Source organism: Psychrobacter sp. TAE2020, from assembly GCF_018919485.1.
Classification (GTDB): domain Bacteria; phylum Pseudomonadota; class Gammaproteobacteria; order Pseudomonadales; family Moraxellaceae; genus Psychrobacter.
Genome location: NZ_JAHLMU010000001.1, coordinates 1,192,451 through 1,207,005, shown reverse-complemented (window position 1 = coordinate 1,207,005; position 14,555 = coordinate 1,192,451). Strand labels below are relative to the sequence as shown.

At 42.3% G+C, this 14,555-nt stretch carries 14 protein-coding genes; 9 read left to right on the top strand and 5 right to left on the bottom strand.

The features are described from left to right. Positions 1 to 3 precede the first annotated feature (3 nt). Complete coding sequence (rsgA, locus tag KPY62_RS04775) at positions 4 to 1,107, bottom strand: ribosome small subunit-dependent GTPase A (RefSeq protein WP_216581048.1); 1,104 nt, start codon at positions 1,105 to 1,107, stop codon at positions 4 to 6. Between the two features lie 252 nt (positions 1,108 to 1,359). On the opposite strand from rsgA, the gene orn reads away from it, so the two are divergent. Beyond that, on the top strand, positions 1,360 to 1,953 hold the full coding sequence (orn, locus tag KPY62_RS04770; protein WP_201623633.1) for an oligoribonuclease: 594 nt from the start codon (positions 1,360 to 1,362) through the stop codon (positions 1,951 to 1,953). A gap of 136 nt (positions 1,954 to 2,089) precedes the next feature. On the opposite strand, the gene cynR is transcribed toward orn, so the two are convergent. Further along, positions 2,090 to 2,980 carry a transcriptional regulator CynR gene (gene cynR / locus KPY62_RS04765; RefSeq protein ID WP_216581047.1) on the bottom strand — a complete coding sequence of 297 codons (891 nt, stop codon included), beginning with the start codon at positions 2,978 to 2,980 and terminating at the stop codon, positions 2,090 to 2,092. A 117-nt stretch (positions 2,981 to 3,097) separates the two neighbouring features. On the opposite strand from cynR, the gene KPY62_RS04760 reads away from it, so the two are divergent. From KPY62_RS04760 to KPY62_RS04750, 3 genes are all read left to right on the top strand, one after another. Further along, entirely contained in the window at positions 3,098 to 3,760 is a 663-nt protein-coding gene (locus KPY62_RS04760; RefSeq protein ID WP_216581046.1) for a carbonic anhydrase, read from the top strand. Between the two features lie 109 nt (positions 3,761 to 3,869). Next, positions 3,870 to 4,340 carry a cyanase gene (cynS, locus tag KPY62_RS04755; protein WP_216581045.1) on the top strand — a complete coding sequence of 157 codons (471 nt, stop codon included), beginning with the start codon at positions 3,870 to 3,872 and terminating at the stop codon, positions 4,338 to 4,340. Positions 4,341 to 4,516: 176 nt separating this feature from the next. Beyond that, positions 4,517 to 5,728 carry a CynX/NimT family MFS transporter gene (locus KPY62_RS04750; RefSeq protein ID WP_216581044.1) on the top strand — a complete coding sequence of 404 codons (1,212 nt, stop codon included), beginning with the start codon at positions 4,517 to 4,519 and terminating at the stop codon, positions 5,726 to 5,728. Between the two features lie 6 nt (positions 5,729 to 5,734). Here the strand turns inward: KPY62_RS04750 and KPY62_RS04745 are convergent, their stop codons facing one another. After that, positions 5,735 to 6,646 carry a UDP-2,3-diacylglucosamine diphosphatase gene (locus tag KPY62_RS04745; RefSeq protein WP_216581043.1) on the bottom strand — a complete coding sequence of 304 codons (912 nt, stop codon included), beginning with the start codon at positions 6,644 to 6,646 and terminating at the stop codon, positions 5,735 to 5,737. A 73-nt stretch (positions 6,647 to 6,719) separates the two neighbouring features. Next, positions 6,720 to 7,235 (bottom strand): peptidylprolyl isomerase, encoded by a 516-nt coding sequence (locus KPY62_RS04740; protein ID WP_216583134.1) that lies wholly within the window; start codon positions 7,233 to 7,235, stop codon positions 6,720 to 6,722. 249 nt (positions 7,236 to 7,484) lie between these two features. Here KPY62_RS04740 and KPY62_RS04735 point away from each other — a divergent pair, with 249 nt between their 5' ends. The 5 genes from KPY62_RS04735 to KPY62_RS04715 all read left to right on the top strand — a co-directional run bounded on the left by KPY62_RS04735 (position 7,485) and on the right by KPY62_RS04715 (position 13,577). Continuing rightward, positions 7,485 to 9,227 (top strand): glutamine--tRNA ligase/YqeY domain fusion protein, encoded by a 1,743-nt coding sequence (locus KPY62_RS04735; protein ID WP_216581042.1) that lies wholly within the window; start codon positions 7,485 to 7,487, stop codon positions 9,225 to 9,227. 175 nt (positions 9,228 to 9,402) lie between these two features. Next, positions 9,403 to 10,701, top strand: coding sequence for a TerD family protein (locus tag KPY62_RS04730; protein ID WP_216581041.1), 1,299 nt, complete (start codon positions 9,403 to 9,405; stop codon positions 10,699 to 10,701). A gap of 377 nt (positions 10,702 to 11,078) precedes the next feature. Next, positions 11,079 to 11,717 carry a peroxiredoxin gene (locus tag KPY62_RS04725; RefSeq protein ID WP_216581040.1) on the top strand — a complete coding sequence of 213 codons (639 nt, stop codon included), beginning with the start codon at positions 11,079 to 11,081 and terminating at the stop codon, positions 11,715 to 11,717. Positions 11,718 to 11,990: 273 nt separating this feature from the next. Continuing rightward, complete coding sequence (locus tag KPY62_RS04720) at positions 11,991 to 12,653, top strand: glutathione S-transferase family protein (protein WP_216581039.1); 663 nt, start codon at positions 11,991 to 11,993, stop codon at positions 12,651 to 12,653. A gap of 24 nt (positions 12,654 to 12,677) precedes the next feature. Continuing rightward, complete coding sequence (locus tag KPY62_RS04715; RefSeq protein ID WP_216581038.1) at positions 12,678 to 13,577, top strand: META domain-containing protein; 900 nt, start codon at positions 12,678 to 12,680, stop codon at positions 13,575 to 13,577. Between the two features lie 190 nt (positions 13,578 to 13,767). Here KPY62_RS04715 and ruvC read toward each other — a convergent pair whose 3' ends face one another. After that, the gene (gene ruvC / locus KPY62_RS04710; protein ID WP_216581037.1) at positions 13,768 to 14,352 is read right to left on the bottom strand and encodes a crossover junction endodeoxyribonuclease RuvC; all 585 of its coding nucleotides are present in this window, start codon (positions 14,350 to 14,352) and stop codon (positions 13,768 to 13,770) included. Positions 14,353 to 14,555 lie beyond the last annotated feature (203 nt).

The window sequence follows — 14,555 nt, the reverse complement described above, 5'->3', positions numbered from 1 at the left end:
GCGCTAATAAGGCTTAGTGTCTGCTTCTTCCATTAAGGTCACTAAGTTTTCGACACGGCGTTGTAGCACCTGGCCATCAGCCACCGCTTGCCAAAGTGCGCAGCCTTTACTGTTATAAGTATGACGACAGTCGCGGAACTGACAATTACCTGCTAGAGGCGCTAGCTCAACGAAGCCGGAGATAATATCATTAGGGGTCAAATGCCAAATACCATATTCGCGGATACCTGGAGTATCGACGATGCCGCCTTCAGTCAAGTCATCAGGATTAAAAGGCAATAGACGACTAGTAGTAGTAGTGTGCTGGCCAAGTTTTGAGTTATCAGAGATGATGTTGACGCTTTGTGCTGAATCAGGCAGTAGCGCATTGATTAAGCTACTCTTACCAACCCCTGATTGACCAGCAAAAATCACTAATTTGTTATTAATATAACGTTGTAATTCACTCAGTCCTTGTTGATCGTTGCTAGCGGCGACATTTTCCGGGCAATCCACTGAGGTTAATACACTCTCATAACCTAACGCAGCATATTGGATCAGTAACTCATTAGTATTGGCATCATCATTGTCAGCCAGTAGATCGGCTTTGTTTAGCACTAATAGAGGCTTAACACCGGCATGGTGACAGACGACTAAATAACGATCTATCAAAGTCGGCGCAGCAGCAGGTAGCGGTGCAAACACGATCGCTAGAATATCAATATTAGCGGCGACTGGCTTGAGCTTATGGTAGCGATCAGGCCTTGAGACCATAGAAGTACGCGGCTTTACTGACTCGATACGGCCAAAGCCAGTATTAGAGTCTGCTCCCCAGCGCACTTGATCACCAGCAGCTAACATAGGCAGGTTAGTACGAACGTGACAGCGCCAAATATCGCCTAAGGCCAGTGCTTGCCAAAAAGGTTCAGGGTCATCAGGAGCTATCTCCGGCTGTACAGGGATGACGAGCGGTAAGCTGGTCACTTGCACTTCTAACTGCTTACCGTAATGCGCCATAACTACGCCATCCATTAAGCTCTCATCAATACTGTCTTGACTCTGCAGCTGTTGCTTATCAATACGACGAATCTGCTGTTTAGTTAGTTTGCGCTGCCGGATTAATGCCATGAGTAAGACCTATTATAAAAATATTGTTAAGTGTAACGTGAAAATTTGCTAACATACAGCCTAAAGTAATCGTCATAGACAGAGGTTTTGTAATGTTTTTTACAGACCTGATGATGAGTCAGCAACAGCTCATTTATTAAAACCCAATTTGCCCAAATTTAACTCATGAATGATTATGGCTTAAATGACTGATTTTAATGAAGCATCACTTACTAAAAGTTGCTGCAGAATTTATTGAACCTAGGATAACTTATGAGCACCACAGACCATCCCAACAAGATTAAAATTAAAAACCAAGGTAAAAAAGGGCTGGTATGGATAGATTTGGAAATGACCGGACTTGATACTTTAAACGATGAGATTATTGAGATTGCTACAGTAGTTACTGATCAAGATTTAAATGTTTTAGCTGAAGGTCCAGTATTTGCCATTAAAGTCTCTGATCAGATTCTAAACCGGATGGACGACTGGAATACTAAGCAACATGGTCAGTCAGGACTAGTTGATCGTATTCGTCGTAGCACTGTAACTTTGGCAGAAGCAGAAGCGGAAACCATTAAGTTTTTGAATAAGTGGGTCGATAGTGGCAAGTCACCAATGTGTGGCAACTCTATTTGTCAAGATCGTCGCTTTATGGCGCGCCAAATGCCAGAGCTTGAGCGGTTTTTCCACTATCGTAACTTGGATGTATCGTCAATCAAAGAGCTTTGCTTCCGCTGGCGTCCTGATATTCTCAGAAACTTTGAGAAAGGCGGCAGTCATCTAGCCTTGGATGATATTCGTGACTCTATTCGTGAACTAAAACATTACCGTCAGCATTTCTTTAACTTAATTGCTGAAGATTAAAGCATTGCCGCTTTAACTTAAGGCTTAAACAGAGCTTTGACTAGAATTTTAAGAAAAAATCTCATAAAAAGGGTCTATCGCTTATGCCATAGATCCTTTTTTATTGGCCAAGTTTTATAAATGGCTAGCTTATTGATTATCCTGCTTCCTCTACCTCACAAACCTTATGCGCTAAAGCAATAAATGCCTCAGTAGCGGCACTGCGATAAGCGCCTTTGCGTTGTAGCAATACGGCAGTACGCTTTAGTAAAGTCGGTGCCAGTTCAATAGCGATCAGCTCGTCGCGAACATGGGCAATATTGGAGGGTAGTAAAGTACTCAATTGAGTATGACGGACTATTTCGATAACCGCACTTAAAGAGTTAGCCTCCATCATTACTTTTGGTTGAATGTCATGCTGCCGACAGTAGCGCTCAATCTGTTCACGGGTGGCAAAGCTACTACTCAAAAGCACCATCGACTGTTTATTCAAGGTTTGCAAATCAATAGTAAGGTGCTGGGAGAGTGGGTGATTGTTATTGACTACTAATGCCAAGGTCTCGATAAGCAAGGTCTGCACTTCTATATCAGCAGAGTGCACCTCTGCAAAAGCAATACCGACATCGAATTCATCATCGAGTAACTGCTTTTCCATCTGCTCTTGTGACATCTCTTGCACGCTTAAGGTGATATTAGGATAACGAGTATGAAAGGCCTTGATCAATGGCCCTATCAAATAAGTAGTAAAAGTCGGGGTAATAGCAATTCGCAAAGAACCACGACTTAAAGTCTGTACATCGTGCAGCGCTCGGCGTCCTTCCTCCAAATCCTGCAAGGCTTTACGCGCATAGCGGGCATAGACTTCACCAGCATCAGTCAGCTTGACACTGCGACCTGAACGATCAAATAAACAGGCCCCTAAGGTTTGCTCTAATTGCTTGATCTGCTGCGACAAAGCAGGCTGCGAGACATATAAAGACTCTGCTGCCCGTGTGAAGCTTTGGTGCTTGGCCACTGCCAAAAAATAATTAATGTGTCTAAGTATCATAGTGTTTTTTTGATCTATCTATAAGTATTTATTATCGACATCATAACATACTAGTCTTTTACCTTATCACATTAACAGCGTAGAATTCATTTTATCGAAACAACACAGAGCGCCGAGATGAAAGATATTATTGAAGGATTTTTAAAATTCCATAGCGAGGCTTATCCTGAACGTGCTGACTTATTTAAAGGTTTGGCTACTCAGCAGAACCCACGCACCTTATTTATCTCTTGCTCAGATAGCCGTTTAGTTCCTGAGTTAGTCACTCAACATGAACCCGGTGGCCTGTTTGTGATTCGTAACGCTGGCAACATTGTACCTTCTTATGGCCCTGAGCCAGGCGGAGTATCAGCCTCAGTAGAGTATGCGGTAACCGCATTACAAGTTACCGATGTAGTCATTTGTGGTCACTCAGACTGCGGCGCTATGACGGCTATCGCCAATTGTACTTGCATGGATCACATGCCAGCGGTCGGTAGCTGGCTAAAATACGCTGATTCAGCACGAGTAGTTAATGAATCTATCGAGCATTTAAGCGATGGCGACCGTATCGAATCTATGGTACGAGAAAACGTCATTGCCCAGATTGAAAATATTAAAACCCACCCTTCAGTACGTTTGGCTATAAGAGAAGGCCGTTTGTCATTACATGGCTGGGTGTACGATATCGAAACCGGTAGTATTGATGCTTTAGATGGCGCTACTAACGACTTTGTTTCGCTAGCAGAGCATACCGAGGTTCGCGCTTATCCTATACAGCAGCTTCCTGTCGCCGTTTAAGCTTACTGTTTTTTAAAACAATACTAATTTTCACAACTAGTTTTTCATAACTGATTTTTACAGCTGATTATTATCAACCTAACTATCACTAACCATAAAAGGTATTACCATGATTCAGTCTCAAATTAGCAACAGCGCTCGTCAAGCCTTAACCGATACTATTATTGCTGCCAAAGCTGCAAAAAACTTATCATTCGAGCAAATAGCCGCCAATACTGGTTTAAGCGATGTCTATGTGACAGCAGCTCTACTAGGTCAGCATCCATTACCAAGCGCAGTGGCACAACAAGTTGGTGAGACTTTAGGTCTTGATGACGACGCTATCACCTTATTGCAAGCTATTCCACTACGTGGCAGTGTCGGCAGCGAAATGCCTACTGATCCAACTATCTACAGATTCTATGAGATGATGCAAGTCTATGGTACGACCCTTAAAGCTCTAGTTCATGAGCAGTTTGGCGACGGTATCATCAGTGCTATCAACTTCAAAATGGATATCAAAAAAGTTGCAGATCCAGAAGGTGGCGATCGCGCTGTTATTACTCTAGATGGTAAATTCCTACCTTTTAAACCTTTTTAAGCCTTAGTAAAAACTTCTAAGCTTATCAAAAAGGCTATCACGCCATAATTATTACTGAAATTATTACTGAAATTACTACTAAAATAGTTACCTAAAAATATAACCCACTAAAAGTCGGCGTTCAGCGTCGGCTTTTTATGGCTAAGCTTTTGGTAACAAGGGGCCTCTGTTTGCTGATGAACACTAAACGCATTTCTATCAATACTAAGCAGTCAGTAATCAGCTCATTATGGCCTATGGTGGTCATTGCTGGATTTGCACTGACTCTACGACCAACGATAACCTCCACGGGACCCTTGTTAGCCGAGATTCGCTTAAGCACGGGCATGGGCCTACAAGCGGCTTCATTACTAGTAGTATTGCCAATGCTATGTATGGGTGTCTTTCCTTTATTGCTGCCTTGGATCGGTCGCCGACTGAGCGAAAGTGCTTGGATAACTAGCGGCTTATTGGCTATTGCTTTAGCAGGCTTATGGCGTTTTTCCTTGCAATCAGGTTGGGCGTTAATAGCCAGCGCTTTAATAGGCGGTACGGGTATCGCTATTGTGCAAGCAATGGCACCTGGGGTGGTCAAACGCTGGTATCCCAAACGTGTACCGTTAGCGATGGGGTTTTATTCTGCCGCATTAATGGCTGGTGGTGGCATCGCCGCTATGCTAAGTCCGTTGGTGGCTCAACATTATGGCCGTTGGCAATCGGGGCTTGGGATTTGGCTAGTCATGCCAGTAATCGCTCTACTACTTTGGTGGCTAAGGCCTACTAAAGGCATGGCAACCATCACAAAAAGCGTGCCTATTAACTTCTTTAGCAATCGCCGTGCTTGGTTGTTGGCCAGCTATTTTGGCTTAGCTAATGCCGGTTACGCTTGTATGATTGCTTGGCTACCTACTTATGCACGCAGCTTAGGCTGGAGCGCCCAAAGTAGTGGTGAGCTGATCGGCATCATGACTATTTTTCAGGTGCTAGGGGCAATAGCTATTCCTGCACTAGCCTCTAATCGTCTAGATCGACGCCCTTGGTTATTGTTTGCCGTCAGCATTCAGATTCTTGGCTTTGCAGGGTTGATGATAATGCCAGCCTCTATGTTGATCGTTTGGGTATCGATGATCGGTTGTGGTCTTGGTGCCTGCTTTGCACTGACGCTGACCGTAGCGCTTGATCATTTATCTAATCATAGTATGGCGGGGGCCTTGACGGCCTTTGTACAAGGCATCGGCTTTGTCATCACAGCCATTATGCCTTATATAGCAGGGGTAATGCGGGAGTGGTCAGGTAGTTTTCAGATCGTCTGGCTGCTGCTTATTTGCACCCTTGTGGGTATGCTATTAGTCACTATAAGGCTTGCTCCTAAACAGTATGCTAAGGCTATGAATCTGGCTACTAGTTGATGATCATTACCTAAGCAAAAATTCAAACTCTACTAAATCGAACTCTGCACTGTCGTTATTGAAGTCTGAGTCTGTATCATTATTAACATCCGTACTATCTATATCAGTACTATCTATATCAGTACTATCGGCAACATCAGCAGTGATAACGCCAATCACCGCACTAACTTTAGGCTGGCGTGTGTCCACATCGAATAGTCGCCAATCGCCGAGCACATAGCGGCTGCGGCCTTCATTGCTATGATAAGTCTCTGGACGATGAGTATGCCCATGTAATAGAGCATCAAATTTAAAAAGTGCTTTGTCCACTGAGGCTTGGTTAACATCCATAATATAAGCCGCTTTCTTAGTATTATTGTGCTTACTTTTTTGCCGGATATTATCTGCGATGGCTAGTCTTTTTTCTAGTGACTTATTAAGTAAATACCATTTAGTAAATCTATGACGCATCACTTTACGAAACAACTGATATTTCATATCATCGGTACATAACGCATCGCCATGCTCTAAGCGGAATTTTTGCTCACCAACTTTTATCGCATAAGGCTCATAAATCAGCTGACCGTCGAATAGATCGCAGAATGTCTGAGCTAATAAAAAATCGCGATTACCATGCATCACCAAAATATCACAGCCAGCTAATCGCAACTGTTTAAGCTTAGTGATCATAGGCGTTAGCCAGTGGGTTTGCTGCTGCGATGGCGATAAGCTTAGATAAACATCATCGCCAAGCCAGACCTCAAACCAATCCCCTAAAATAAATAGACGCTTGAGGGCTGGCAGCACTAAGCAATCATCAAGTAAAGCCAAAAAAGCCTGCACTAAGGCAGGCTCTTCAGGTGATAAATGCAAATCGCTAATCAATACTTGCCGTAGCTGATGCGGGCGGGTCGTTATTAGATGATTAAATGTCTGCATTTATCTTAACCTTTGTGGCTTATTAAGTTTTTGCACAGCTGCCAAGGATTATTTATAAGCCTTGGTTGGCAAACTATTCAGAAATAATTTTTGCAGAGGTGATAGTAACTGGTGTTTTTGGCACATCAGCATGCATACCGAAACGACCGGTAGGTACGCCGCGCATTTTTTCGATAACGTCCATACCGCTAGTGACTTTACCAAAAACGGTGTAACCCCAGCCTTGAGCGTTCTTGCCAGTATGATTCAAGAAATCGTTATCTTTTACGTTAACGAAGAATTGGCTAGTCGCTGAATGTGGATCTTGAGTACGAGCCATAGCAATCGTGCCAGCGTTGTTTTTTAGGCCGTTATCGGCTTCATTTTCAACAGGCTTGTTAGTTGGCTTTTCATTCATTTCAGCGTCCATACCGCCGCCTTGAATCATAAAACCATCGATAATGCGATGAAAGATAGTACCTTCATACTGACCTGATTTTACATAGTTCAGAAAGTTGGCAACCGTTTTTGGTGCTTTTTCTTCGTTAAGTTCGATAACGATAGCGCCCATACTAGTGTCAAGTTGTACTACTGGTGGCATATCTACCATGTGATAATCCTTTTTATTAGCAGCACCTAAAGTGGCGCTGTGTTGAGTTGATAGTAAATTCATGGTTAGTCTAACGGCTTTTTTGTCGTCTGTCATGTATCTGGCTGTTAATGAGTTTGTAAAAGCTGATAGAATAACGCAACTTTATATCTTTGTTATAATTTTTCTAAAACCTTTTTTATTTACAAATTTTTATGAGGCGTGATGATGCGTCGCATAAATTGATAAATTGCCTAGGAGCAATGATTGATGAGTAAGCCCTCCAACAACACTGAGCCAAAAAAAGAGCCAAAAAACGATTTTATTCGTAATATCATTCGTGAGGATATCAAAGCGCAGAAGTATGCGCAGATTGTTACTCGTTTTCCGCCAGAGCCAAATGGTTACTTACATTTGGGTCATGTAAAGTCTATTTGCTTAAACTTTGGTATCGCCGAAGAGTTCGGTGGTATTTGTCATTTGCGTTATGACGATACTAACCCGACCGCTGAAAAACAAGATTATATCGATAATATTAAGACTGATGTGCAGTGGCTAGGTTTTGAGTGGGCAGGTGAAGCGTTACATGCCTCTAGCTACTTTGACCAGCTCTATAGTTGGGCGGTAAAACTGATCGAGCAAGGTGATGCTTATGTTGATCTACAGACACTCGAGCAAATCAGAGATAACCGTGGCTCGTTTAAAGAAGCTGGCACAGACTCACCGCAACGTGATACTAGCGTAGCAGACAACTTGCAGTTATTTGCAGATATGAAAGAGGGCAAATATGCTGATGGTAAAGCGGTGCTGCGGGCCAAAATTGATATGGCTGATGCCAATATGAACATGCGTGACCCTATTATCTATCGAGTGATGCATCAACAGCATCATCAGACTGGTGATAAATGGTGTATCTATCCGATGTATGATTTTGCCCATCCATTATCAGATGCTCATGAAGGTATTACTCATTCTATATGTACTTTAGAGTTTGAAGATCATCGTCCGTTTTATGATTGGGTGGTTGAGAAAGTAGGCTTTGAGCAGCCGCCACATCAGTATGAGTTTTCGCGCTTGAATGTCGATCATACTTTGACTAGTAAGCGTAAGCTCAAGCAATTGGTTGATGAAGGTATCGTTGATGGATGGGATGACCCCCGGATGCCAACGATTGCCGGTATGCGTCGCCGTGGTTACACTCCTGAAGGCCTACGTGATTTCTGTGATCGTGTTGGGGTTGCCAAAGCTGATGGCGTAGTCGATATGCGTCTACTAGAGTTTAGCATTCGTCAGTCGTTAGACGACACTACCGCTCGTGGTATGGCGGTACTAAACCCTCTAAAAGTGACTATTACTAACTTTGATGAGGCGATCAAAGAATGGGAGTCGTTAAAAGCGCAAGGCGTTACTGCGCGCTTTGATGATAATACGCAAACGCTTTGGTTAACTCAGCCTAAGCATCCTAACGTTGAAGATATGGGTGAGCGTGAGATTCCATTTACTAAAGATTTATACATAGATGCAGGCGATTACGAGCTTGAGCCACCGGCAGGTTATAAGCGCCTGTCGCCTGAGAAGCCTGAAATTCGTCTGCGCAATACTTACGTACTAGCGGTGACTGAGCATGTGCTTGATGAGAATGGCAAAGTAATTGAACTAAAAGCCACGATTGATCCAACAACTTTAGGCCAAAATCCTGAAGGTCGCAAAGTCAAAGGCGTTATCCATTGGGTATCAGCCAGCCAAGGTATTCCAGCTACGGTACGTCTGTACGAGCCGTTGTTTAGCGTTGAAGATCCGAGTAGTGTTAGTGACGTACACGCAGCATTGAATCCTAACTCTTTAACCCAGCTCAATGCGGTAGTCGAGCCATCATTAGTCAATGCTGACGCTGGCACACGTTTCCAGTTTGAACGTGAAGGCTACTTTATCTCTGATGCTATCGAGCATAACCATGAGCGACCAGTATTTAACCAAATCGTAAGCTTGCGTGATAGTTACAAGCCAGCTTAGATGGTTAGAAACTAGTTCAGTTCAAGCTGGTTTTTGTGAGCTAAATTAAACAATAGTAGTTTGCAACATCGCCTATTTCTAGTACGCTAGAGATAGGCTTTTTTGTGGGCAATGATAATGATGTTTTTCGCTAGTTATGATTATAAATAGTTAACACTTAACGGGAATTACTCTGATGCTCAATTTAATAACGGGTCAAAAAGCGAAATTTACTGACGCTGCCATTGCCCAGCAGTTCACTTTAGTAGTAGAGCTGACCACTAGCATGGTTACTGATGTGGCTTGCTTTGGCCTAAACACTGAGCAGCAGCTAGCAAATGATGATTATATGACCTTTTATAACCAGCCCAAAACCCCTTGTGGTGCTGTGAGCTGGCAAGCAGATAATCAGCAGCAGCGTTTCAATATCGACCTGACTAAACTGCCTAGCTCGATAGACTATTTAGTGCTAACAGCCACTATTGACGGTCAGGCCACTATGCGTGAACTTGGGGCAAGCACAGTCAAACTTGAGCAAGCAGGGCAAGTATTAGCCAGTTATACGTTCGATGGTAGCGGCTTTGATAATCAGCGTGCTGTTATGCTATTACAAGTTTATCGCAAGAGTGACACTTGGCGTATTAACGCTATTGGTCAAGGGTTCAACGGTGGTTTAAGCGCGTTAGTGACGCATTTCGGTGGTGAGGTAGCTGAGGATGATGGGCAAGCTAGCACTGTTATCGACAGCAATATCAATGCCGGTAATAACTCTCTAAGCAGTACAACCCCTACCAGCACTACAAACCTTGCTAGTTCAACGAGCAACGTTATCAGTAACTCGCCAGCGCTTAATCTAAAAAAAGTAACCCTCGACAAACCCGGTAGCGAGCATCGAATTACTCTTACTAAAGGGGATAATGAGCATTTAGTGGTAGAAGCGATCTGGATGGATAATGGTGATGCTAGTGCAGATAATGATGACTTAGATTTACGCGTTGGGATATTGGCTCACCACAGCAAAGACATGAGTTATATCCATGCTCCTGCGCAAATTGGTAGCTTAACGACTATGCCTTTTATCCAGCATCAAGGCGATATAAAAGTTGCTAGCATTAATGAGCCTGGCAAGGAGATAGTGTTAGTCAATCCAGCTATCGCTAAATACTATGGCGGCAAACTGGCCTTAGTATTCTCAGTCTACTCAGCGGTGTCAAACGGCATGGTCTCTATCGCCTCATTACAGCCAAAAATGCGCATGCAATATAAAGATCAAGTTGTCGAATGTGTATTTAATATAAAAGCTTCCCCAAAAGCCAAAAGTAATTTGGTTTACACTTATGTCATTGGTATAGCCATCATTGATGAGCAAGGCATTACTTTGCAGCACTCAGGTGAGGTTAGTAAGCGTATGAGTGAGGCGACGCCAAGATTGATGTGGAAAAAAGATAAAGTTGAGTTAAAAATTGACGGTGCACCGATGTTTAAGGCCAACTAGTATTCAATGGTTAACCAATAGTTAATCACCAGTTATTTTGCAATCGCTGGTTTTATGATGCTTTTTTAACACAACCTGCCTTATGATAGCTGACTAGTGAATGCATTAGTCATCGCTAAGCAGCAAAAGCGGGTAGATGAGTTGCTTATCCATAACTGGAATAAGCGCATTACAATCGGTCACAAGACATTCATAACCAATTTGTTAAGCTAGAGGAGGTTTTTGACTGAGGTGTTGCTAATAATGATTAGCCAGCTGCATGTCATTCTTCCTAATACAGTATCCCTATAAGTTTGAATATTAACGCTCATCTTTTAATAAACCAAATTTAATAAATCAATTTTAATAAATGAACCTCAATAAATAAGGAATTAGCAATGGCACATTTACGATTGGGCGATAGCGCTCCAAATTTTGATGCAAGTACTACTGATGGCGATATTAATTTTTATGATTGGGCCGGTGATAAATGGGTGGTGTTCTTCTCACATCCAGCCGATTTTACCCCAGTATGTACTACTGAGCTTGGCCGAGCTGCTGCCTTGAATGGCGAGTTTCAAAAGCGTAACGTTAAGCCAATTTGTATCTCAGTAGATGGCTTAGACGATCATCATGAGTGGGCAAAAGATATCGGTGAGACTCAAGGTACGGCATTGAACTTCCCAATCATCGCTGATCCTAATAAGGATGTAGCGAATTTATATGATATGTTGCACCCTAATGCCAGTACTACTGCTACTGTTAGAAGTGTGTTTATTATCGACCCAAATAAAAAGGTTCGCCTAATTTTGACTTACCCTGCTAGCTGTGGCCGTAACTTTGATGAGATTATCCGAGTTATCGATGCCCTGCAACTATCTGATAAATATAATGTCGCTACCCCAGTAGACTGGAAAGATGGCGATGACGTTATTATTCCGCCAAGCGTTAAAAATGAAGATATCGCTGCTAATTATCCAAAAGGCTATACTGAAATTAAGCCTTATTTACGTACTACGCCTGCGCCTAACAAATAAGCTGTTTATTAGTCTTAATAGTTAAACGCGAACTACAGTTAACCGTATTTTATCCATGTTAATCAGTATGATAAATACTATACAGAAGCCCCATAGCCTTAGGTTGTGGGGCTTTTGTGATTTTTCCCCAAGTGTCAGTAGGGTTTTGCTATGATAAGAGCAGTAGGGTTACTATTAATTTAATTTAATTTTAAAGACTACTACTTAATGTTTATCAGCAAAAACTATAATCACAGGCTGTCGCTCTCTGACATTACTTACTAGGAATATATCATGAAAAAATTATACGTTTCTCGCACTGCACCTAATCCACGTAAAGCCCTAATTTTATTAGCTTCCAAAGGTATCGATGTCGATGACATGGATGACTTAGATGTGGTAGATATTGATATTACTGCTAATGAGCATATGACTGAAGCTTTCACGACCATGAATCCTATGCAGACTGTACCAGTGATGACTTTGGATGATGGTACAGTGCTTAATGATTCACAGGCTATTTGTGAGTACTTAGATCGGGTCTATGGTGAACGTTCAGTGATGGGTAATGATGTAGTACAGCGTGCTCAGGTCTGTGCTATGCGCCGTATTGCCGAATTTGAAGTGTTATATAATTTTATGCTAGCCTTTCAGCACCGCCATCCATCCAAAGCAGCACGTGTTGATCAAGTGCCTGAGTTTGCAGAGAAGTCTATTGCTCGAGCAGTTGCCGCCCTACCTTATTTTGAGAATGTGCTCGAAGGGCGTGATTATCTTATTACCGATCACCTAACTTTTGCTGATATTGTCTTGTATATAGGTCTTGATTTTGGTAAAGCCCTCAAAGTAAATCCAACCAAACAAGGCGATAACTTGGCGCATTTTTATCACATGATGCATCAGCGTTTTAGTATTCAAAACATGGCAAAAGCTAAAGTTAGCACTGACGACCAATAAATAAGCAATACAATAGGTACCATTATGAAACCAATAACCAAATCAGAAAAATTAGTCTGGTTGCCAAGTCTACTAGCCGCAAGCTTAGCATTAAGCGCCTGTAACGACATCTCTCAAACTAATGATTCTGAGGTTGCAGCTACTAATACTATTAGTGATGTCGTGACTGGTAGCGCTGTGACGGCATCTGATACTACCAACGCTGTTTCTGCAACTGCTGAGCAAACCATGATCGATAATCTCCCTCGCTACCGTTGGACCTTAGCTACGGCTATGGATAATAATAACCAGCCTCTGAGCACACTTATGGCGATCAAAGATCAAGTGACTTTAAATTTTAATCAGCATCAAGGCCAGAACAGTATTAGCTATAGCGTTGGCTGTAATACTATGGGTGCGGCTTATCAGCTAGAAGATCAGAAGCTTAGCATCGATGAGAGCATGAGCACCAAAATGTCCTGTGGCGACTTAGATATAGTTGAAAACCGTTTGAATGAGCTGATGCAAGGCGACAGTGAGCTAAGCTTAGTGGTAGGAGAGGGTACAGAATTAACTCAAGTGACTAGCGATGGTGTTACTTTGGTATGGACTGGGAAAATGACCCCACAAGCTAAATATAAAGGTAAAGCTACGACTGTATTTTGGGCAGTAAGTGCCAATACTAAGCCTTGTGTAGATAATAACGGGCAGATGTGTTTGCAAGTAAAACCGGTCACTTATGATGAGCAAGGAAGAAAAGTCGACGAGGGAGAAGTAGTAGAGTTTGCGGGCACTATCGATGGTTATGAGCATGATAATACTCAGGATCAAGTATTACGTTTACAGCGTTTCAAAACTGAAGCTGATACAGTGCTGGTAGATAATATAGACTCAGAATATGCGTATGTTCTAGATACCGTTATAGAAACAAGCGCTATCAAATAGCTTTTTATCAGTCATTAAAGTAGCTATATAGGTAAGTAGCTAATAGGTAAGTAGCTATTTAAGTTAAAAGCTTGAGCTAAAAAACGCGTTCTGATAAACAGTGACGCGTTTTTTGTTTTTCCGTTAACAGCCTTATTACTGAACTTCTATGAGTAGCTAAGTGATGGGACTTGCTGACATAGGTTAGTAGTTATCTAAGGTTACCTAAATCCTCTTCCGTAAGGCGCCAACGACCCTTCTTCTTAGAAGCACCACGTCCGCGTAAGCCACTATTTAGTAATAGCTTATTCATAGAGTGACTTGAATGAGCATGACAGATGGCACAAGCTAAACCGTCTGCTGCATCTTGTTGCGGCACCACATCTAACAATAAGATACGACAAACCATCTCTTGAACTTGCTCTTTAGCGGCAGCGCCATAGCCACAGACGGCTTGTTTTATTTGACGAGCAGTATATTCTGATACTTCTAAGTCCAAAGCCACCATAGCCGCAATAGCTGCGCCACGCGCTTGTCCCAGCTTAAGTGCTGAGTCTGGATTCTCTGCCATAAATACTTGTTCAATAGCAGTATGAATAGGCTCGTTGGCATACTTGATATGGTGTTGAGTGATGCGTGTTAGACCGTTAAAGATACGTTTGAGACGTTCGGGCATCTCTTTAGTGTCGGTGCGTATAGTCCCTGCATCGATATAAGTTAGTTTGTCGCCCGTTTGTTGGATGATACCATAACCGGTCATACGTGAGCCGGGATCAATCCCAATGATAATTGCCATAGTTTTCCAGTTCAGGATTCCAATTAAGTAGTCTATACTGCTTAGGTTTTATTGTACGGCTTATTATTTATTCACTTAAAAATAAGCCATAAGTTTGATAGTATAACAAGCCATCCCCATATACATCATAAGTTAAGCCATTTAATTTGCTTAGTAGTTAATGTATTTGATGGTTAATATAGTTATTTATGCATTTTTAATTT

Coding starts and splice junctions, on each gene's coding strand:
- cynS (WP_216581045.1), top strand. CDS start 3,870: ATGATTCAGTCTCAAATTAGCAACAGCGCTCGTCAAGCCTTAACCGAT.
- orn (WP_201623633.1), top strand. CDS start 1,360: ATGAGCACCACAGACCATCCCAACAAGATTAAAATTAAAAACCAAGGT.
- KPY62_RS04720 (WP_216581039.1), top strand. CDS start 11,991: ATGAAAAAATTATACGTTTCTCGCACTGCACCTAATCCACGTAAAGCC.
- cynR (WP_216581047.1), bottom strand. CDS start 2,980: ATGATACTTAGACACATTAATTATTTTTTGGCAGTGGCCAAGCACCAA.
- KPY62_RS04760 (WP_216581046.1), top strand. CDS start 3,098: ATGAAAGATATTATTGAAGGATTTTTAAAATTCCATAGCGAGGCTTAT.
- KPY62_RS04725 (WP_216581040.1), top strand. CDS start 11,079: ATGGCACATTTACGATTGGGCGATAGCGCTCCAAATTTTGATGCAAGT.
- KPY62_RS04730 (WP_216581041.1), top strand. CDS start 9,403: ATGCTCAATTTAATAACGGGTCAAAAAGCGAAATTTACTGACGCTGCC.
- KPY62_RS04740 (WP_216583134.1), bottom strand. CDS start 7,235: ATGGTAGATATGCCACCAGTAGTACAACTTGACACTAGTATGGGCGCT.
- KPY62_RS04735 (WP_216581042.1), top strand. CDS start 7,485: ATGAGTAAGCCCTCCAACAACACTGAGCCAAAAAAAGAGCCAAAAAAC.
- KPY62_RS04750 (WP_216581044.1), top strand. CDS start 4,517: ATGAACACTAAACGCATTTCTATCAATACTAAGCAGTCAGTAATCAGC.
- KPY62_RS04715 (WP_216581038.1), top strand. CDS start 12,678: ATGAAACCAATAACCAAATCAGAAAAATTAGTCTGGTTGCCAAGTCTA.
- ruvC (WP_216581037.1), bottom strand. CDS start 14,352: ATGGCAATTATCATTGGGATTGATCCCGGCTCACGTATGACCGGTTAT.
- rsgA (WP_216581048.1), bottom strand. CDS start 1,107: ATGGCATTAATCCGGCAGCGCAAACTAACTAAACAGCAGATTCGTCGT.
- KPY62_RS04745 (WP_216581043.1), bottom strand. CDS start 6,646: ATGCAGACATTTAATCATCTAATAACGACCCGCCCGCATCAGCTACGG.